Below are 17,282 nucleotides of genomic sequence, written 5' to 3' on the forward strand. Positions count from 1 at the left end.
GTGGTTTGAAATCCTGCGAATAAGCGAGCATTTAAGAGTAAATTGAATCTATCTGAGGGAGTTTATAGATTTAGTGGAATAAAAACAATTATTTTTGGTGGGGCGAGTCACCGCAGCCTTAATCTTTTTTAAAACAGTCTAAATAAAAAGACCAGAAAGAGGAATTAATCACTCTTTCTGGTCTTTTATTAGGCTTTAAACTTCCATTATGATAGGTAATACCATTGGACGGCGTTTTGTTTTCTCATATAGGAATGGTGCTATTGTGTCTGTAATTTCATTTTTAATTTCAGACCATTGCGTTGTTTTTCTATCCATCACTTTATCCAAATGAGTGGAAACTAGTTTTTGTGCTTCGTTAATCAAATCCTCGGATTCTCTCATATATACAAATCCCCTTGAAATGATATCAGGACCTGCAGCGATTTTGAATTCCTTCATATTAATGCTTACGACAACAATAACTAGTCCTTCTTCAGAAAGGATACGGCGATCGCGTAATACGATATTGCCAATATCACCAATTCCGCTTCCATCCACATATATGGATCCTGAAGGTACTTTACCTGAAACAGTTGCTTGATCTTTGCTTAATGCAAGAACATCACCGTTATCCATAATAAATGAATTAGCCGGGTCGACATCACATGTTTCAGCAAGTTTAATATGTTCTTTAAGCATACGATATTCACCATGAATAGGCATAAAGAATTTCGGTTTGATTAGTCGCAGCATTAACTTTTGCTCTTCTTGACTTCCATGTCCGGAAGTGTGAATATTACTCAGTTTACCATGAATAACGTCTGCGCCTGCGCGATATAATTTATTAATAGTTCTGCTGACACTCACTGTATTTCCAGGGATTGGAGATGAAGAAAATACTACTGTATCGCCAGGAATAATTTGAATTTGTCTGTGTGTACCATTTGCAATACGTGATAATGCAGCCATTGTCTCACCTTGCGAACCAGTACAAAGAATGGTGATCTCACTTGCTGGGTATCTGTTGATTTGATTTCCTTCTATAAATGTTCCTTTTGGAGCTTGAATATATCCTAACTCCGAACCGATATTAATTGCATTTTCCATACTGCGTCCAAATACAGCAACTTTACGGTTATATTTCACTGCTGATTCAACTACTTGTTGTAATCGATAAATATTGGATGCGAAAGTAGCAAATATTAATCTGCCGTCAACACGACTGAAAACTTCATCGATACTTTGACCTACAACTTTTTCTGACATTGTGAAGCCGGGCACTTCACTGTTTGTGCTATCGGAAAGGAGGCAAAGTACGCCTTCTTTACCAATTTCAGCCATTCTAGTTAGGTTAGCTGGTTCGCCCACAGGTGTAAAGTCGAATTTAAAGTCACCAGTATGAACAATGTTTCCTGGTGGTGTTTTGACGACAATTCCATATGAATCGGGAATACTGTGTGTAGTACGGAAAAAACTAACGGAAGTTTTACGGAATTTAATAACATCATCTTCTTGAATGGTAGTTAATTTAGCACTTCTTAAAAGACCGTGCTCATCTAATTTGTTTCGGATTAATCCGATTGCTAGAGGTCCTGCATAAATAGGCACATTAACTTCACGCAGGAGGTAAGGAATTCCACCGATATGGTCTTCGTGACCGTGAGTTACGAAAAGACCTTTGATTTTATCCTGATTTTGAACAATGTACGTATAATCAGGAATAACATAGTCAATACCAAGAAGTTCATCTTCAGGGAATTTGATCCCTGCATCGATAAGAATAATTTCATCCTGGAATTGAACGGCATACGTATTTTTACCGATTTCACCTAATCCACCTAGTGCAAAAACGGCTGTTTGGTCATTCTTTACAAATTTCATCTTTTATATATTCTCCACTTCTAATTTACCGGTTTCTTTTTCATAATTCAGATGTGCCTCATCTAATTCGTGGATATATTCGATGTTATATTTCCGGTCACTTAATTTTTTTCTTACTTCTCTAACTGAATCTGCTTCAACGTAAATACTCTGTGTACGTTCCCGTACTGGAACTTCATCTTGAAGTTCTTGATATAAAACTTTAAAAATCATTTCATCTCTCCTATCTAATTTTTTGTATTTTTATGTTCAAGGAAATAAGCTATTGCCTTACAGGCGATAACTGTCTCCCGTTTTAGATGTTATTTGTTCTCCGTTAGAACCTTCGTCCAGTATGTTTCCGTAGCGATACTAGATAATCTATAGATTACTTCATTGGTGTGATTGGTTGTATCCTTGGTAGCCTTATTTAAATGTAGTAGGTACACGTCCTTCTTTGCCTAAAAAGTCTCTCCACCGTTTCTTAAGCTTTTCTCTTAGGCGCTTCAGCATGAGGACACACGTCTCCTTTCAGATATCTAAAAAAGCAACAAAAATTCTCTACCGTCCAATCCTCTTATATACAGTATAGTACGAAATGAGGAATATTTAAATAAAAACACATCAATTATAAAAAAATAGTAATAAACTCTTACAAATACTACTCGTATATTTAGCTTTTACATCGAGCTTAATCTTATACATTTAAGTAAAAAAGGTATCTATGAACGATAGACACCCCAGTGAATTATTCAATTGCAGTCGAATTTTCAGGTATTTCAAATGGATTATCTTTATTTATATGGTCGTAGAACATAATACCGTTCAAATGGTCGATTTCGTGTTGAAATACGATGGCTGGATAGCCTTTCAATCTTAATTTTAGAGGATTCCCATCCAAATCTGTTGCTTTTATCGTGATTCTCGCATTCCTTGGAACATATCCTTCCACAGGACGATCAACAGAAAGACATCCTTCCCCCGACGCTAAATAAGATTTTTCAACGGAATGACTTATGATTTTTGGGTTAACAAGTCCATAACTGTATAACTTTCCGTTGAAGTCTTCAAAATGAATCGCAATAAGTCTCTTTTCAATTCCAAGTTGAGGAGCAGCTATTCCGACACCAGCTCTTAAATTGTATTTTGCTGCTTTCTCTTCATCTTGACTGTTTATAAGAAATTCTAACATATCTTCAAGTAATTTTTTTTCGTCACTATTTATTGGAAGACTTACTTCTTCTGCCTTTGTTTCCAAGGAAGGATGGCCTTCGCGTACGATGTCTTTCATTGTTATCATCATGCATTACTCCTTATTGGTTATAATATCTATAATAGAGGGTATTAAATAGATGACCAAGTAGTGCTAGTCTCTATATGAATAGGAAATGGGTTTCTTTGAATAACTATTTCAATATAACATTTTAACATATCCAGTAGGCATTAATCATAAATTTTAAAAAGAGGCGGGCCTATACAAGGTTTTCATTGATTTATGAGGCGCACTTTATGATATACTTTAAAAACATACTACCGATAATAGAACACATAGGAGGAAGAAATGTGCGTATAAAGAACTTATTATTTATTTTACCTACCATTCTGATTGTATTATTAGCTGCATGCAGTAGTCAATCTACAGAAGAACAGATACATAGCCACTTAGAGCAGGCGGTAGGACTTGAAGCAGAATTTGAAAACCAGCAAAGCGCTATAACAGACTTGGAAGTGCAAGAACAGGAAATATATAACCAAATCATTGATTTAGGTATGGAAGATTTCCAACAAATAACGGAACTATCAAATGAGGCGTTATCCATTATTGATCAGCGTGAAGAAAAAATAGAACTTGAGAAACAGAGTATTGAATCGTCTCAGGAAGAGTTTACGAAAATCGAGGATTTAATTCCAAATCTTGAAGATACAGAAGTAAAAGAAAAGGCAGAAGCGATGTATGGTGTAATGGATAATCGTTATAGCACCTATATAGCTTTAAATAAAGCATATGTGAATTCACTTGAGTTGGAGAAGGAACTATATACCATGCTTCTGCAAGAAGAGATTGAACAGGAAGAATTAACCGAACAAATTAACTCTATAAATGAAAGTTATGAACAAGTTCTTGACTTGAACGAACAATTTAATAATCATACTGTGGAATACAATGCATTGAAAAAGGAATTTTATGATGCTGCTGAATTGGTTGTATCGTATGAATAGAAAAAATATAAAAAAGACTGAATCTTCATTTTGGATTCAGTCTTTTTTGTTGTTTTCTTTTATAATCCTGTCTGTAGCTTATTAATACAGATGCAAGTAAGGAATATAACAGTTATCTGTCAAAAGTTGTGAGTAGCAAAAATACGAAATAATTCCCTTCATTTTGGGGAATTAAAGTTATAAACTAATTGACCATTAGAAAAAAGTAGGCTATTATTTAACTAAATCAGTTATTGTACTAATATACTTTACATAATTAATATAACAGGTTACCATTTAGTTAAGTAGTGATTATTAATAACTGAAATAGGGTACAACAATTATGTGTGATTTTTTATACGGAATTTTTGTATTCTGGGTAAGCTATGAAAGACAAAATAAAAAGGTAATAAGAAAGGAAGAGGTGAACCATTTTGAAACATGTACTTGAAAATATTGAGAGTCAGTTCGAAATGTTCCAGATTCTTAATGAAGATGGAAAGATCGTGAATAAAGATGATATGCCTGATCTATCAGATGAGGATTTAAAAGAGATTATGCGCCGAATGGTGTATACACGCATCCTTGATCAACGTTCAATTGCTTTAAATCGTCAAGGTCGTCTAGGTTTCTATGCACCTACTGCTGGTCAGGAGGCATCTCAATTAGGTAGTCAATTTGCATTGGAACAGGAAGATTTCATCTTACCTGGTTACCGTGATGTACCTCAGTTGATTTGGCAAGGTCTTCCATTATATCAAGCATTCCTGTTTTCAAAAGGACATTTTCATGGAAACCAATTCCCTGAAAATTTACATGCTTTGAGCCCGCAAATTATTATTGGTGCACAATATGTACAAACTGCGGGTGTTGCATTAGGAATAAAAAAACGTGGCAAAGATAATGTAGCTATAACATACACAGGTGATGGTGGAACATCTCAAGGTGATTTCTATGAAGGAATGAACTTTGCAGGTGCGTATAAAGCTCCCGCAATCTTCGTTGTACAGAATAACCGTTTTGCAATTTCAGTGCCTGTTGAGAAACAAACGAAAGCAAAAACATTAGCTCAAAAAGCAGTTGCTGCTGGAATAGAAGGAATTCAAGTTGACGGAATGGATGTTTTAGCTGTCTATGCGGCTACAAAAGATGCGCGTGACCGTGCGATTGCTGGTGAAGGTCCAACACTAATCGAAACATTAACATATCGTTTTGGCCCACACACAATGTCAGGTGATGACCCAACGCGTTATCGTACAGAAGAATTAGATAATGAATGGGCGAAAAAAGATCCACTTGTACGTTTCCGTAAATTTTTGGAAAGCAAGAAATTGTGGTCTGAAGAAGATGAAAACAAAGTGATTGATGAAGCGAAAGATGATATTAAAAAAGCTATTAAAAAAGCAGAAGAACAACCGAAGCAAAAGGTTACAGACTTAATTGGTAATATGTATGAAGAACTTCCATCCAATCTGCAGGAGCAAATGGAAATATATAAAGAAAAGGAGTCGAAGTAATATGGCACAAATGACTATGATTCAAGCAATCACTGATGCAATGCGCACAGAATTAAAAAACGATGAAAACGTGCTTGTATTTGGTGAAGACGTTGGTCAAAATGGTGGTGTTTTCCGAGCTACGGAAGGATTACAGGACGAATTCGGTGAAGACCGTGTATTTGACACACCACTAGCTGAATCAGGAATTGGCGGACTTGCTATTGGACTCGCATTACAAGGATATCGTCCAGTTCCGGAAATTCAATTCTTCGGCTTCGTATTTGAAGTAATGGATTCCATTAGTGGACAAATGGCACGTTTGCGTTACCGTTCTGGTGGGCATCATACTGCGCCAATTACAGTTCGTGCCCCATTCGGTGGTGGTGTACATACACCGGAAATGCACGCAGATTCATTGGAAGGATTAATGGCACAACAACCAGGACTTAAAGTTGTTATCCCTTCGACTCCGTATGAAGCTAAAGGTTTATTAATTTCAGCAATTCGCGACAATGACCCGGTTATCTTTTTAGAGCATATGAAACTGTATCGTTCATTCCGTGGAGAAGTTCCTGAAGAAGAATATACAGTTGAAATTGGTAAAGCAGATGTAAAAAGAGAAGGAAAAGACGTAACACTGATTGCTTATGGTGCTATGGTCCATGCATCACTTAAAGCAGCGGAAGAGCTTGAAAAAGATGGTGTTGATGCAGAAGTTATTGACCTTCGCACGGTATCACCAATTGATTATGAAACAGTATTAGAGTCTGTTAAGAAAACAGGTCGTGCAGTAGTTATTCAAGAAGCACAACGTCAAGCAGGTGTTGCAGCGAATGTAATGGCAGAAATTCAGGAAAGAGCTATCCTGCACCTTGAAGCACCAGTACTACGTGTAGCTGCACCAGATACAGTTTATGCATTTTCTGATGCAGAAGAAGTTTGGTTGCCGAATCATAGCGATATTGTTGAAAAAGTAAATGCAGTAATGAATTTCTAAATTTAAGTAGGAGGTTTTCTTAAAATGGCTTTTAATTTTAAAATGCCTGATATTGGTGAAGGAATCCACGAAGGTGAAATTGTTAAGTGGTTCGTTAAAGAAGGCGACGAAGTAAAAGAAGATGACGTGTTATGTGAAATTCAAAATGATAAGGCAGTCGTAGAAATTCCCTCACAAGTGGACGGAACGGTTACCAAAGTTCATGTTGAAGAAGGGTCAGTTGCTACAGTAGGGGAAACACTAATTACTTTCGATGCAGAAGGTTATGAATCCGAAGAAGAACCGGAAGATGCCAAGAAAGAAGAACCGGCTGCAAAAGAAGAGGCATCCCAAGATTCAAAACAAGAAGAGCAACCATCTGAAGAAGCAGACACAGAAGGAACTCGAGTAATTGCAATGCCATCTGTACGCAAATATGCACGTGAAAATGATGTGAAAATCAGCGTTGTATCAGGTTCTGGTAAAAATGGCCGTGTGTTAAAGGAAGATATTGATAACTATCTAAGTGGAGACCAACCAGCTGAAAAAGGTGAAACCGCTGAACAATCAGTTAACAGTGAATCCAAACCAGCTGCAGCGCCAGTAGGTCAATATCCAGAAACACGCGAAAAAATGACAAATATCCGTAAATCAATTGCCAATGCAATGGTTAACTCGAAAACAAAAGCACCACATGTTACATTACATGATGAAATTGATGTAACAGATCTTGTTGCACACCGTAAAAAATTCAAAGCTATTGCTGCAGAGCAGGAAATTAAGCTTACGTATCTGCCATATGTTGTAAAGGCACTCGTATCAGCATCCAAGAAATTCCCAATCATCAATTCTTATATTGATGAGAACACAGACGAAATTGTACAAAAACATTACTACAATGTCGGTATTGCTGCGGATACAGATCGTGGTTTATTAGTACCAGTCGTTAAAGACGCTGATAAAAAGTCAATTTTTGAGATTTCTCAGGAAATCAATGAATTGGCAGGAAAAGCTCGTGATGGTAAACTTAAACCAGACGAGATGAAAGGAGCTTCAAATACGATCTCCAATATTGGTTCAGCTGGCGGACAGTGGTTTACTCCAGTATTGAATTACCCTGAAGCTGCGATTCTTGGAATCGGCCGTATTGCCGATAAACCAATTGTTCGTGACGGAGAAATCGTAGTTGCACCTGTTCTCGCTTTATCTTTAAGCTTTGATCATCGTATCGTTGATGGCGCGACTGCACAAAATGCATTAAACCAAATTAAACGATTGCTGAATGATCCACAACTAATTATGATGGAGGCGTAAGGAATGGTAGTAGGAGATTTCCCGGTAGAAGTAGACACACTAGTCGTTGGGGCAGGTCCTGGTGGATATGTTGCTGCAATCCGTGCAGCGCAACTAGGTCAAAAGGTAACAATTGTTGATAAAGGAGCGTTAGGTGGTGTATGTCTTAATGTTGGATGTATACCTTCTAAAGCACTAATCCAAGCTGGACATTTAGCTGAAAGTGCAAAGGGATCTGAAGACCTCGGTATTAAATCAGAAAATGTAACGGTTGATTTCGCCAAAGTACAGGAGTGGAAAGGATCTGTTGTTAACAAACTTACTTCAGGTGTTGAAGGACTACTTAAAGGTAATAAAGTAGATATTGTTAAAGGGGAAGCATATTTTGTTGATAAAAACACAGCAAAAGTAATGGATGAAAAATCCTCCCAGACTTACAAATTTAAAAATTGTATTGTTGCAACAGGATCCACACCGATTGAGATTCCGACATTTAAGTTTTCTGATCGTGTTCTAGACTCAACCGGCGCATTAAACTTAAAAGAGATCCCTAAAAAGTTGGTTGTTATTGGTGCAGGTTATGTTGGAAGTGAATTAGGATCAGCTTATGCAAACTTTGGTACTGAGGTTGTATTCGTGGAAGGTGCTAAAGATATTTTAAGTGGATTTGAAAAACAAATGACTCAATTAGTTAAGAAACGTTTGAAAAACAAAGGCGCAACCATCGTTACTGAAGCAATGGCTAAAGGCGTAGAAGAAACAAAAGATGGCGTGAAAGTAACTTATGAAGCTGGCGGTAAAGAAGAAACGGTTGAAGCAGATTATGTATTGGTGACTGTTGGCCGTCGTCCGAATACAAGTGAAATCGGACTGGAACAAGTTGGGATTGAACTTGATGACAGAGGTTTAGTCAAGGTTGATAAGCAAAGCCGTACAAATGTTGAAAACATCTATGCAATCGGTGATATCGTTGCAGGACCACCACTTGCGCACAAAGCATCTTACGAAGGTAAGATTGCTGCTGAAGCAATTAGTGGAGAAAAATCTGAAGTGGATTATATCGGTATCCCAGCAGTAGCATTTACTGAACCAGAACTTGCGACCGTTGGATTATCAGAGAAAGAAGCTAAGGATGCTGGTTATGATGTGAAAGTTGGGAAATTCCCATTTGCTGCAAATGGCCGTGCATTATCATTGAATAATAGCGATGGATTCCTTAAATTAATTACTCGTAAAGAGGATGGATTAGTAATCGGTGGTCAAATTGCCGGGCCTAATGCAAGTGATATGATTTCTGAGATTGGACTTGCTGTTGAATCGGGTATGACTGCTGAGGATATTGCTTTAACAATCCATGCACATCCTACTTTGGGAGAAATTACAATGGAAGCAGCAGAAGTTGCAATCGGTACACCAATTCATATGATGAAATAGTATTTTATCAAAATAAAAAGGATGCTCCTTAATTCGGGACATCCTTTTTATTTTGATCTAACGTAATTTCCAATTTTTCGATTATCTCTTTTTTCGGTTTCTTACCAAATAATTGTGCAATGGTTGTTCCATCTTTTGAAATTAAAAGACTAGGTCCATCGGTATTTTGCATAATACCTAGTTCTGCAATATTTCTTTCCGTCATCTCCATCTCTGAAAACTCAGAAGGATATTTAGCTTTTAATTCGATGATTGCATCCATATACATTTCATCTACTTCATCAATAGAATCTTCAGGAATAAACATGACATCATATTCGTTTGGCTTAAAAGTAAACACCTCTACATTCGTATTTTCATTTTGACAACCGTTCAATAAAAATAAGGTAGGAATTAGCAATATAAGCTTGTACATCAATTCCTGCTCACTTCCCTCGTTGTTAGTATATGTAATGCTTTAAAGGTAGTGTAACAAATGAAGCAATGTGATTCCCCATTGTAAATGAACGGTCATAGAAATGAAATTGGACTGTAGAAAAGCTATGATAATAAGAAATATTCGTATGAAAATTGTAATAGAGATTTGTAATCGGGTTAAAAAAAGGTGAGACACCGACTATGGGGTCCAACCTTTAAAATTATTTTTTCTGTTTTTTTAGTAACTTAACTTCTAACCTCAGTGATTTCGTTAAGGATATAATTATCAATATCAAGATTGCGCCATCGTACAACATTGCCCACAGTAACATATTCCCCTATAATAAATCTAGTAATCTATTAGTCATCTGGGAGGTAATTTATATATGAAAAGAATTTTTTTAAGCTTTCTTTTGATTTGTATTTTCGCTTTATCAGCGTGTTCAAGTGATACGGAAAATACAAGTCAAGGAAAATCAGGATCTAGTAATACAGAATCGGAAGAAGTAGAAGTTCAAAATAATGAAGAAGAAGAAGAAGCGACGGATGAAATTGACAATAACCTTGAAGAAGAAAAAGAAAAAGAACAAGAAGAACAAGAAGCCAAATACATAGTAGCAGAAGATTGGTCACTCGCGCCCATTGAGAAAGGAACGAATGAAAACGTGGTATTGCTGACAATTGATGACGCTCCGGACAAGCATGCAGTAGAAATGGCAAAAACACTTAAACAATTGGATGTTAATGCTATTTTTTTTGTGAATGGTCATTTTCTTGATACACCAGAAGAAGAGGAAATGTTAAAAGAAATTCACGATATGGGCTTCTTCATAGGTAATCATACATTCAATCATGTCACCATACCCGATGTATCCGAGGAGCAACAAAAAGAAGAGATTTTAAGCCTAAACGATCGTGTTGAGGAAATTATAGGAGTACGACCAGTATTTTTCCGTGCGCCTCATGGGGCAAATACAGACTATGCGATCCAAGTAGCCGAAGAGGAAGGTATGACAGTAATGAACTGGAGTTATGGTTATGACTATTTTGAGCCCTATATGGATGCCGAAAAACTAACAACTGCAATGGTTACTGGGGAAGGACCGGAAGTGGATGTACCATACTCATTACTTAAACCAGGTGCTAACCTTTTGATGCATGACAGGGAATGGACTGCAGAAGCGCTTCCTGGTATTGTTGAGGGCTTAAGAGATAAAGGGTATGAAATGCTTGATCCTGGCTTAATCGAAACGAATTAAATTAGGCTATTTTCGTAATGTTTGTTGCTTTTTAATCATGCAGAGTTGAGATAAACTACGAAGTAACTTATCTCGCCGTCCGGGATCGCTCTGGGCGGATGCGCATCCTTAGGCCACGGCCTCAGCCCCGAAGAGAAAACCACTCTTCAGGTCTTCGGACACGTGCTGTTCCCGCAGGAGTCACCGCCCGCCGCTCACCCGGACTGGTGAAGCTTTATGACGATTTTAGCTACCCCCGTTAATGTAGTTATCGTCAGCAACCTTCTAACTAGCTCTGGGAAATATACGGAGACTCCAACGGGAAGAGAGGCATAGGTGAGACCCTGAAATGCGTCAGCATGAAGGGGCTCACCAGCCGCCCGTGGAAAGCGAAGTATATTTCCCAGAGCGGTCGCCGAAGCTTCTACATACTATTAGAAATAACCAGCAGTTACTTCGCATTTTATATATTTTATGAAATAACAACAATTCATTTTGGTGGGACGACCTAAGTCCCAATCTTTTAGAAAACAGCCTGCTAAATAATTCTTAGCAGGCTGTTTTGTTATTTTTAAAAAAAACACAATTTTTAATGTGTTATACTAATTAGGGGTTGATTCTTTTAATGTTACATATTATAATATGAATACGTTATCATAATTAATCAAAAGGAGATGGCTTAATGGGTACAATAATTTGTCAGGATTGTCAGCACGTTATTGAACATTATGAAGAAGAGAAAGTAACTACTCTTTACGGTACATGTCCTAGTTGTAATGAAAAATAAATAACTTACGATGAGCTGCATACGCTGATGCAGCTCTATTTTTTGTTTCGTTACTTATTCTCCGCTTATACTTTAAAATATGTAAGGGATTTCAATTATAGTATTATTCACGGAAAAATGCTACGCTTATTATAAGAATAATAAAAGGGGATGAGAGTGTATGGGACTACAGACTCGTATTACGGAACTTTTAAATATTTATTATCCAATTATTCAGGGGGGGCTTGCACACCTGGCATATTCAGATTTGGCTGCAGCAGTTTCCAATGCTGGCGGACTTGGTCAAATTACGGCAATGAGTTTAGAAACTCCAGAAGAACTGAGGAATGAAATTAGGCGTGTAAAATCAATGACGGATAAACCTTTTGGAGTCAACTTTGCAATCGGTCAACATGGGAGACCGTTTGAACATATGGTTGATATAGCAATTGAAGAAAGTGTGCCGGTGATATCAGTTACAGGAGGAAATCCAAAAGGAGTAATGGACCGTGTGGAAGGACATAATATCAAAAAGCTCGTCCTTGTCGCTGCAACCAGACAGGCTGAAAAAGCTGAGGAATTAGGAGCAGATGCGGTAATGGTTGTTGGCCAGGAAGGTGGAGGTCACCTTGGAAGAGGGGATGTCGGTACATTTGTATTAACACCTGAAGTTGTTGACCGGGTATCAATTCCAGTTATTGCTTCAGGAGGTATTGTTGATGGGCGTGGTCTCATGGCTGCCTTAAGTCTTGGAGCCGAGGGAATCGAAATGGGAACTAGATTTATTGCGACAGAGGAAGCACAGGTTCATATGAATTATAAACAGGCAATACTTGATGCAACTGAAGATAGCACTGTAGTCATCAAACGATCTATTGGATCACCTGCAAGAGCCTTACGAGGTCCATGGACAGCACGTATTTTGGAAATGGAACAAGAGAAAGCAGGATACGATTCGTTGAAAGCTTACATAAGCGGAAAAGTCAATAAAGATTACATTGAAAATGGGGACCCCAATGAAGGATTTGGCTGGGCAGGACAATCTGCTGCTAGAATTAAAGACATACCCGTGGTTAGTGAATTGATTCAAAATATTGTAATTGAAGCAGAGGGAATAAAAGAAAAATGGAATAAATGAGGTGTAACTAAAAAACATGAGTTATGAATATCCGATTGATGAAACTTGGAGTACGGAGGAAATAATTGATGTCGTCAATTTCTTTAGCCTCGTAGAAAAGGCACATGAAAAGCAGGTTCACAGACAGGAAATTCTTATGCTATATAATCGTTTTAAACAAATTGTACCATCAAAAAGTGAGGAAAAGACCTTGTTTGCTCAATTTGAAACAGTTTCAGGCTACTCAAGTTATAAAACTGTTAAAAAGGCAAAAGAAACCAAAGAGGACGTTATTAAAATGTAAAAAAGAGGCAGTACGTAATCGTGCTGCCTTTTTTTTATGGGTCAAAAGCTTACCTATAATTCCTCGAATGCAATGCCAATTGATAAAATGGGATAAGTTTATCGTATGTTTCTTTGACCGTATCTAAGAACTTATCTCCGTCAGCCAATAATTGGTCTCCTGAACTAAAGTGGCGGCCAATTAGAAATTCAGCTTTTTTTACATCTCTAAATCTCTCTAAATCTTTCAATTCCAAGTCGTTAATCCTTATGGAATCTTTTTCCATATGGTCCAGGGAGACAACAAAATTATTTGGAAGCTGTTTTATATTGTCATATTTAGTTATTAATGTTTCGGCAATCTCTTTTTTATTTGGTAATTCATATATAAGCGCAAGCCAGATAAAAACATGATCATCGAATAATCCTATCTGAAAATGGGGATGTTTCTTGTATCCACGTTTGTTATCAGCAATTGCCATCCATGTATCTTTTGGTGGATTTACCGTTCTTCTTGCGTGTTTAGCAATATGTAAATAAACTTCATTTCCTAATTTCGCGGCCAAATAATCAACAATTTCAGATCCTATTTCCTGGAATTTAGGCTGTATTCTAGTTTGGATAGCTTCCATTCTTGCATCTAAACCCTCTATCGTAAATGTATGAAAATCCTTCTGATCAAATCCTCGAAATGCCAAGGGGTTCATCCTTTCTTAAAACTTAGATTATAATAATTATTATTAAGTAAAATAGAAAGGAAGTCAAGTCATGGATTTAAGAGAAATTGACTTCTAATTCTTTTGGTTATGTTTAAAAAGGATACAATTTGGGAAATGATTATAAAATAAACCAAATAAGACAAGAATGTAAAGAACAAAAATACGAACAAAGTCATAGAATAAAGAAAAAGATGGAATTGGCAAAACAAGCTCATGGAAAGGGAGTGAAAAGATGAAATACGTTATGGAAGCATTAAGAAGAAAAGAGGCCCAGGAAAAATTACCTGTGATTCGTATGGAAATCGATTATGAATTAGTAACCCTCTTTGATGCAATGAAAGCAGATGATAAAGTTATGATAATCAAAGCTAAAGAACGATTAGAGGTCTTAAGAAAGCAGATGCTTCAAATAGACAATGAGCAAGTATAATAGCTGACCCCAATATGTATTGGAGCATTAACATAATATTCGAATACATATTGGGGTCATTCAAATACAATGACGTATATACTCCATTTTGATACAATTATATATACAGTCGATGAAAAATGGAGGTAAATATATATGGATTCATTACTTCGCGAGGAAATATTTAAACAGGCAATAGAATGGGTAATGGAAGCCGGGAATACAATCAGAGATAAAATGAATAATCCATTGGATATCGAAACTAAATCCAATGCAAATGATCTTGTAACGAAGTTGGATAAAGAAACAGAACAGTTTTTCGTCGCTAAAATTAAAGGGAAATACAAAGACCATTTCATTCATGGTGAAGAAGGATATGGTGATAATCCTACATCTTTAGATGGAACCATTTGGATCATTGATCCGATCGATGGCACAATGAATTTTGTCCACCAAAAAAGAAATTTCGCTATTTCAGTTGGAATTTATCATGAAGGTGTCGGTGAAATTGGATTAATTTATGATGTAATGGCCAATACGCTTTATCATGCAAAAAAGGGTCAAGGTGCTTACAAAGATGATGTAAAATTACAACCATTGCCAAAGAAGAAAAATATCAACGAAGCAATCGTAGGAATGAATCATTTCTGGCTATGTGAAAACAGATTGATAGATGAGCAGGTAATGCAAAGTTTTGTTAAGGATATTCGTGGAACGAGAACATATGGTTCTGCAGCACTTGAATTTGCCTTTACTGCTGAGGGAATTGTGGATGGTTACATTTCCATGGGGCTATCTCCCTGGGATATTGCAGCAGGTGTGATTATTGTCAATGAGGTTGGAGGAAGTACAACAGATATTGATGGAAGACCAGTAAATTTGCTTGAAAAATCAGCTATACTTACGTGTAACACAGCATTTCAAAAAGATATTCTCAAATACTTAAAAAAAGGAAGAAAGTGACATGTCTATGTCACTTTCTTCTTTTCTTTAATGTTATTCCGTAGGCAAAAGTTCCGAATCCCAAAATTAGAAATAATAAAATAAGCCATAAACTGCGGAATGCAATAGCTATTCCAACAAGTGCGAACAAAATAATTACAAGAATGGCTAACAAAAGCATTGGGAAATTCACATTTTTCATAAAAGCACCTCTATTTCCATCATGGTATAGTATAAATCAAAATCTAGAAATCTACAAAAGTAACCATTTAGATGATTATTCATCGTACTGGCAAGAACCTTTAAGTTTTAGTATGATAGAAGAAGGTTTTATTTAAATAATGGGGGACTTATAGATATGGATGGCTTTAGATTTGTGTTTGATCTGGTAGTAGAGATAAATGGTATTGAAAACATATTTTGGATATTCTTTGCAATGAATTTCGTTTTATGTGCCGTTGCATATGAATTGGGTTTTGCGAGGAAACTCCCACTTGGGAAAACAATTTTTGTATATATGATGTTGCTGATTGGTACATATATTTTAACCATCTTTACCACAGTTATGAAGATGCCAACGGTGGAAAGTCTTCTCGTAATTATCTTGGTCCTTGCCATATACAGAATTAGACTTCATAGGCAACGGAAAGCAACCAAATAGAAAAATAAAGTAAAAAACGCCTTATTGGCGTTTTTTACTTTATATTATAAATATTGGTCTACTTTTTTATTTTCACGGTATAATCTAAATTTCCCTGTATCTAGGCGTTTTTTGGTTTTATGCTCGACCCTTTCATAACAAGGAGTGCATAGATACATATAAATTCTTCTATTTCTCAATCTTTTTGCTTTTAAAGAATAATCCTCTATATCTTCAATTTTGTCGCAAAGAGTACATTTAACTTGCATAATATCACCTCAACATGGGAATAAATAATTTATTACTATGTAGTAGTATATCATAATAATGGTAGCGATTAGAAGGTATTGCTTCATGTTTGATAAACAAATATTAGGGAATAAGGTGTATACATCACATTTTAAAGCCATGAAAGGACGATTTTATGAAAAAAAGATATTTATTATCTGCAGTAGGAGCCATGGGAGCAAGTGTTGCTGGATATTACTTGAAAGATGAAAAAAACCGCAACAAGATTAAAGAGGTTTCAAATGGGTTAGTCGGAAAGATAAAGGGGAACACAGATAGCACGTTTGAAAATGCAGGTGTACCTGATCAATCGTCAGAAACAGGTGACATTGCTCAATTAGAAAATTCTAAAATGGTTTCTGAGGGATCGCAATTTGGCGTTCAATATTACAATGATAAGAAAGACGAAAATAAGCTAGCAAATCAACAAGATTAAACAAGTAAAAAAGGTTTCTGATTGACTCAGAAACCTTTTTTACTTGAAATGATACAGGATCTTAATATTTACCAATTCCATCCTATTTCAGACGTTCATCATGCTGGTTTGATTGATCGCCTTCGATATCATCTAACTTCTGTTGATCTTCTTCATCAATGATTTCTTTATTTTGGTCTGGTTCTTCCGCACGGTCATCATCGATTGGGAATTCAGGCATAAATCGTCCAACGATAGCTGCAAGTTCATCTACAACTCCTTGAACCGGATGCCCCTGACTGATTTTGTTACCCATTCCTCTTATCCTCTCCACAACATCCGCATCTGCTACAACGACTGCTGTTTTACCATAGGGATCATGATATAAAGCCTCCGTTACAGAGTATTTAATTGTGCCAACACGTGAGCGATCGAGATCCTTATCTACATCAATAGCAACTACGGTGTACGGTCCAGCGACAATTGCCGAAGCGTCATTTACATTTGGAATGTCTGTTGCAAGGTTTGCTAGACGTTTTGCAATTTGTTCATTATCCAGATCTTCCAGTTCTGTCGGATCTGAATTTTTCACTTGAACAATTCGATCCGAACCCTTTTCTTCTCCAGCTAAAGGAGTTTCTTCTTCTTGACCGCATGCTGTTAGAGTTAGAATTACAGCCAGTATTAATATATTTAATTGCAAGTTCATTCAGCATTCCTCCTAATTATAGTAGCTGATAAACTTATTTTGGATAGTTTACGTAAAAATATACAGGATATTGGGAAAAAGAAAAGTCTGCTATTCG

General features: G+C 36.6%; 21 protein-coding genes. 13 read left to right on the top strand and 8 right to left on the bottom strand.

Annotated features, from left to right (window positions below):
• Nucleotides 1-195 precede the first annotated feature (195 nt).
• The 3 genes from rnjA to def form a co-directional block, all read right to left on the bottom strand.
• Complete coding sequence (gene rnjA / locus ACFOUV_RS16595) at nt 196-1,863, bottom strand: ribonuclease J1 (RefSeq protein WP_379497905.1); 1,668 nt, start codon at nt 1,861-1,863, stop codon at nt 196-198.
• A 3-nt stretch (nt 1,864-1,866) separates the two neighbouring features.
• Nucleotides 1,867-2,076, bottom strand: coding sequence for a DNA-dependent RNA polymerase subunit epsilon (locus tag ACFOUV_RS16600; RefSeq protein WP_379497906.1), 210 nt, complete (start codon nt 2,074-2,076; stop codon nt 1,867-1,869).
• A gap of 514 nt (nt 2,077-2,590) precedes the next feature.
• Entirely contained in the window at nt 2,591-3,142 is a 552-nt protein-coding gene (gene def / locus ACFOUV_RS16605; RefSeq protein WP_379497942.1) for a peptide deformylase, read from the bottom strand.
• A 263-nt stretch (nt 3,143-3,405) separates the two neighbouring features.
• Between def and ACFOUV_RS16610 the strand changes: the two genes are divergently transcribed.
• The 5 genes from ACFOUV_RS16610 to lpdA all read left to right on the top strand — a co-directional run bounded on the left by ACFOUV_RS16610 (nt 3,406) and on the right by lpdA (nt 9,243).
• Nucleotides 3,406-4,062 (top strand): YkyA family protein, encoded by a 657-nt coding sequence (locus tag ACFOUV_RS16610; protein WP_379497907.1) that lies wholly within the window; start codon nt 3,406-3,408, stop codon nt 4,060-4,062.
• 452 nt (nt 4,063-4,514) lie between these two features.
• Nucleotides 4,515-5,558, top strand: a complete 1,044-nt coding sequence (gene pdhA / locus ACFOUV_RS16615) for a pyruvate dehydrogenase (acetyl-transferring) E1 component subunit alpha (RefSeq protein WP_379497943.1) — start codon at nt 4,515-4,517, stop codon at nt 5,556-5,558.
• A gap of 1 nt (nt 5,559) precedes the next feature.
• Nucleotides 5,560-6,537 carry an alpha-ketoacid dehydrogenase subunit beta gene (locus ACFOUV_RS16620; RefSeq protein WP_379497908.1) on the top strand — a complete coding sequence of 326 codons (978 nt, stop codon included), beginning with the start codon at nt 5,560-5,562 and terminating at the stop codon, nt 6,535-6,537.
• A gap of 24 nt (nt 6,538-6,561) precedes the next feature.
• A complete protein-coding gene (locus ACFOUV_RS16625) occupies nt 6,562-7,830 on the top strand; it encodes a dihydrolipoamide acetyltransferase family protein (RefSeq protein ID WP_379497909.1) in 1,269 nt (422 codons plus the stop codon).
• Between the two features lie 3 nt (nt 7,831-7,833).
• Nucleotides 7,834-9,243 carry a dihydrolipoyl dehydrogenase gene (lpdA, locus tag ACFOUV_RS16630; protein WP_379497910.1) on the top strand — a complete coding sequence of 470 codons (1,410 nt, stop codon included), beginning with the start codon at nt 7,834-7,836 and terminating at the stop codon, nt 9,241-9,243.
• A gap of 28 nt (nt 9,244-9,271) precedes the next feature.
• Here lpdA and ACFOUV_RS16635 read toward each other — a convergent pair whose 3' ends face one another.
• A complete protein-coding gene (locus ACFOUV_RS16635) occupies nt 9,272-9,658 on the bottom strand; it encodes a hypothetical protein (protein ID WP_379497911.1) in 387 nt (128 codons plus the stop codon).
• A gap of 388 nt (nt 9,659-10,046) precedes the next feature.
• Here ACFOUV_RS16635 and ACFOUV_RS16640 point away from each other — a divergent pair, with 388 nt between their 5' ends.
• From ACFOUV_RS16640 to ACFOUV_RS16655, 4 genes are all read left to right on the top strand, one after another.
• A complete protein-coding gene (locus ACFOUV_RS16640; RefSeq protein WP_379497912.1) occupies nt 10,047-10,919 on the top strand; it encodes a polysaccharide deacetylase family protein in 873 nt (290 codons plus the stop codon).
• Between the two features lie 661 nt (nt 10,920-11,580).
• Nucleotides 11,581-11,685, top strand: a complete 105-nt coding sequence (locus ACFOUV_RS16645) for a GapA-binding peptide SR1P (RefSeq protein WP_379497913.1) — start codon at nt 11,581-11,583, stop codon at nt 11,683-11,685.
• Nucleotides 11,686-11,845: 160 nt separating this feature from the next.
• Nucleotides 11,846-12,802 (top strand): NAD(P)H-dependent flavin oxidoreductase, encoded by a 957-nt coding sequence (locus tag ACFOUV_RS16650; protein ID WP_379497914.1) that lies wholly within the window; start codon nt 11,846-11,848, stop codon nt 12,800-12,802.
• 16 nt (nt 12,803-12,818) lie between these two features.
• On the top strand, nt 12,819-13,085 hold the full coding sequence (locus ACFOUV_RS16655; RefSeq protein ID WP_379497915.1) for a UPF0223 family protein: 267 nt from the start codon (nt 12,819-12,821) through the stop codon (nt 13,083-13,085).
• Nucleotides 13,086-13,134: 49 nt separating this feature from the next.
• Here ACFOUV_RS16655 and ACFOUV_RS16660 read toward each other — a convergent pair whose 3' ends face one another.
• Complete coding sequence (locus tag ACFOUV_RS16660) at nt 13,135-13,761, bottom strand: YktB family protein (RefSeq protein WP_379497916.1); 627 nt, start codon at nt 13,759-13,761, stop codon at nt 13,135-13,137.
• A 253-nt stretch (nt 13,762-14,014) separates the two neighbouring features.
• Between ACFOUV_RS16660 and ACFOUV_RS16665 the strand changes: the two genes are divergently transcribed.
• Both ACFOUV_RS16665 and ACFOUV_RS16670 read left to right on the top strand, forming a co-directional pair.
• Nucleotides 14,015-14,212, top strand: coding sequence for a hypothetical protein (locus tag ACFOUV_RS16665; protein WP_379497917.1), 198 nt, complete (start codon nt 14,015-14,017; stop codon nt 14,210-14,212).
• A gap of 135 nt (nt 14,213-14,347) precedes the next feature.
• Nucleotides 14,348-15,154, top strand: coding sequence for an inositol monophosphatase family protein (locus ACFOUV_RS16670; RefSeq protein ID WP_379497918.1), 807 nt, complete (start codon nt 14,348-14,350; stop codon nt 15,152-15,154).
• A 10-nt stretch (nt 15,155-15,164) separates the two neighbouring features.
• Here ACFOUV_RS16670 and ACFOUV_RS16675 read toward each other — a convergent pair whose 3' ends face one another.
• A complete protein-coding gene (locus ACFOUV_RS16675; protein WP_379497919.1) occupies nt 15,165-15,335 on the bottom strand; it encodes a DUF5325 family protein in 171 nt (56 codons plus the stop codon).
• A gap of 156 nt (nt 15,336-15,491) precedes the next feature.
• Between ACFOUV_RS16675 and ACFOUV_RS16680 the strand changes: the two genes are divergently transcribed.
• Nucleotides 15,492-15,794 carry a YlaH-like family protein gene (locus tag ACFOUV_RS16680; RefSeq protein ID WP_379497920.1) on the top strand — a complete coding sequence of 101 codons (303 nt, stop codon included), beginning with the start codon at nt 15,492-15,494 and terminating at the stop codon, nt 15,792-15,794.
• 44 nt (nt 15,795-15,838) lie between these two features.
• Here the strand turns inward: ACFOUV_RS16680 and ACFOUV_RS16685 are convergent, their stop codons facing one another.
• On the bottom strand, nt 15,839-16,042 hold the full coding sequence (locus ACFOUV_RS16685) for a YlaI family protein (RefSeq protein ID WP_379497921.1): 204 nt from the start codon (nt 16,040-16,042) through the stop codon (nt 15,839-15,841).
• A 155-nt stretch (nt 16,043-16,197) separates the two neighbouring features.
• On the opposite strand from ACFOUV_RS16685, the gene ACFOUV_RS16690 reads away from it, so the two are divergent.
• Complete coding sequence (locus ACFOUV_RS16690; protein WP_379497922.1) at nt 16,198-16,497, top strand: hypothetical protein; 300 nt, start codon at nt 16,198-16,200, stop codon at nt 16,495-16,497.
• Between the two features lie 82 nt (nt 16,498-16,579).
• Here the strand turns inward: ACFOUV_RS16690 and ACFOUV_RS16695 are convergent, their stop codons facing one another.
• Complete coding sequence (locus ACFOUV_RS16695) at nt 16,580-17,185, bottom strand: YhcN/YlaJ family sporulation lipoprotein (protein ID WP_379497923.1); 606 nt, start codon at nt 17,183-17,185, stop codon at nt 16,580-16,582.
• Nucleotides 17,186-17,282: the final 97 nt, after the last annotated feature.

The organism is Oceanobacillus longus (assembly GCF_042650085.1).
In the GTDB taxonomy this organism is placed as follows: Bacteria; Bacillota; Bacilli; order Bacillales; family Amphibacillaceae; genus Oceanobacillus; species Oceanobacillus longus.

Excerpts from the sequence above, each read along its gene's own strand:
- rnjA (WP_379497905.1), bottom strand. The coding sequence starts at position 1,863 with ATGAAATTTGTAAAGAATGACCAAACAGCCGTTTTTGCACTAGGTGGA.
- ACFOUV_RS16600 (WP_379497906.1), bottom strand. The coding sequence starts at position 2,076 with ATGATTTTTAAAGTTTTATATCAAGAACTTCAAGATGAAGTTCCAGTA.
- def (WP_379497942.1), bottom strand. The coding sequence starts at position 3,142 with ATGATAACAATGAAAGACATCGTACGCGAAGGCCATCCTTCCTTGGAA.
- pdhA (WP_379497943.1), top strand. The coding sequence starts at position 4,515 with ATGTTCCAGATTCTTAATGAAGATGGAAAGATCGTGAATAAAGATGAT.
- ACFOUV_RS16620 (WP_379497908.1), top strand. The coding sequence starts at position 5,560 with ATGGCACAAATGACTATGATTCAAGCAATCACTGATGCAATGCGCACA.
- ACFOUV_RS16625 (WP_379497909.1), top strand. The coding sequence starts at position 6,562 with ATGGCTTTTAATTTTAAAATGCCTGATATTGGTGAAGGAATCCACGAA.
- lpdA (WP_379497910.1), top strand. The coding sequence starts at position 7,834 with ATGGTAGTAGGAGATTTCCCGGTAGAAGTAGACACACTAGTCGTTGGG.
- ACFOUV_RS16635 (WP_379497911.1), bottom strand. The coding sequence starts at position 9,658 with ATGTACAAGCTTATATTGCTAATTCCTACCTTATTTTTATTGAACGGT.
- ACFOUV_RS16640 (WP_379497912.1), top strand. The coding sequence starts at position 10,047 with ATGAAAAGAATTTTTTTAAGCTTTCTTTTGATTTGTATTTTCGCTTTA.
- ACFOUV_RS16645 (WP_379497913.1), top strand. The coding sequence starts at position 11,581 with ATGGGTACAATAATTTGTCAGGATTGTCAGCACGTTATTGAACATTAT.
- ACFOUV_RS16650 (WP_379497914.1), top strand. The coding sequence starts at position 11,846 with ATGGGACTACAGACTCGTATTACGGAACTTTTAAATATTTATTATCCA.
- ACFOUV_RS16655 (WP_379497915.1), top strand. The coding sequence starts at position 12,819 with ATGAGTTATGAATATCCGATTGATGAAACTTGGAGTACGGAGGAAATA.
- ACFOUV_RS16665 (WP_379497917.1), top strand. The coding sequence starts at position 14,015 with ATGAAATACGTTATGGAAGCATTAAGAAGAAAAGAGGCCCAGGAAAAA.
- ACFOUV_RS16670 (WP_379497918.1), top strand. The coding sequence starts at position 14,348 with ATGGATTCATTACTTCGCGAGGAAATATTTAAACAGGCAATAGAATGG.
- ACFOUV_RS16675 (WP_379497919.1), bottom strand. The coding sequence starts at position 15,335 with ATGAAAAATGTGAATTTCCCAATGCTTTTGTTAGCCATTCTTGTAATT.
- ACFOUV_RS16680 (WP_379497920.1), top strand. The coding sequence starts at position 15,492 with ATGGATGGCTTTAGATTTGTGTTTGATCTGGTAGTAGAGATAAATGGT.
- ACFOUV_RS16685 (WP_379497921.1), bottom strand. The coding sequence starts at position 16,042 with ATGCAAGTTAAATGTACTCTTTGCGACAAAATTGAAGATATAGAGGAT.
- ACFOUV_RS16690 (WP_379497922.1), top strand. The coding sequence starts at position 16,198 with ATGAAAAAAAGATATTTATTATCTGCAGTAGGAGCCATGGGAGCAAGT.
- ACFOUV_RS16695 (WP_379497923.1), bottom strand. The coding sequence starts at position 17,185 with ATGAACTTGCAATTAAATATATTAATACTGGCTGTAATTCTAACTCTA.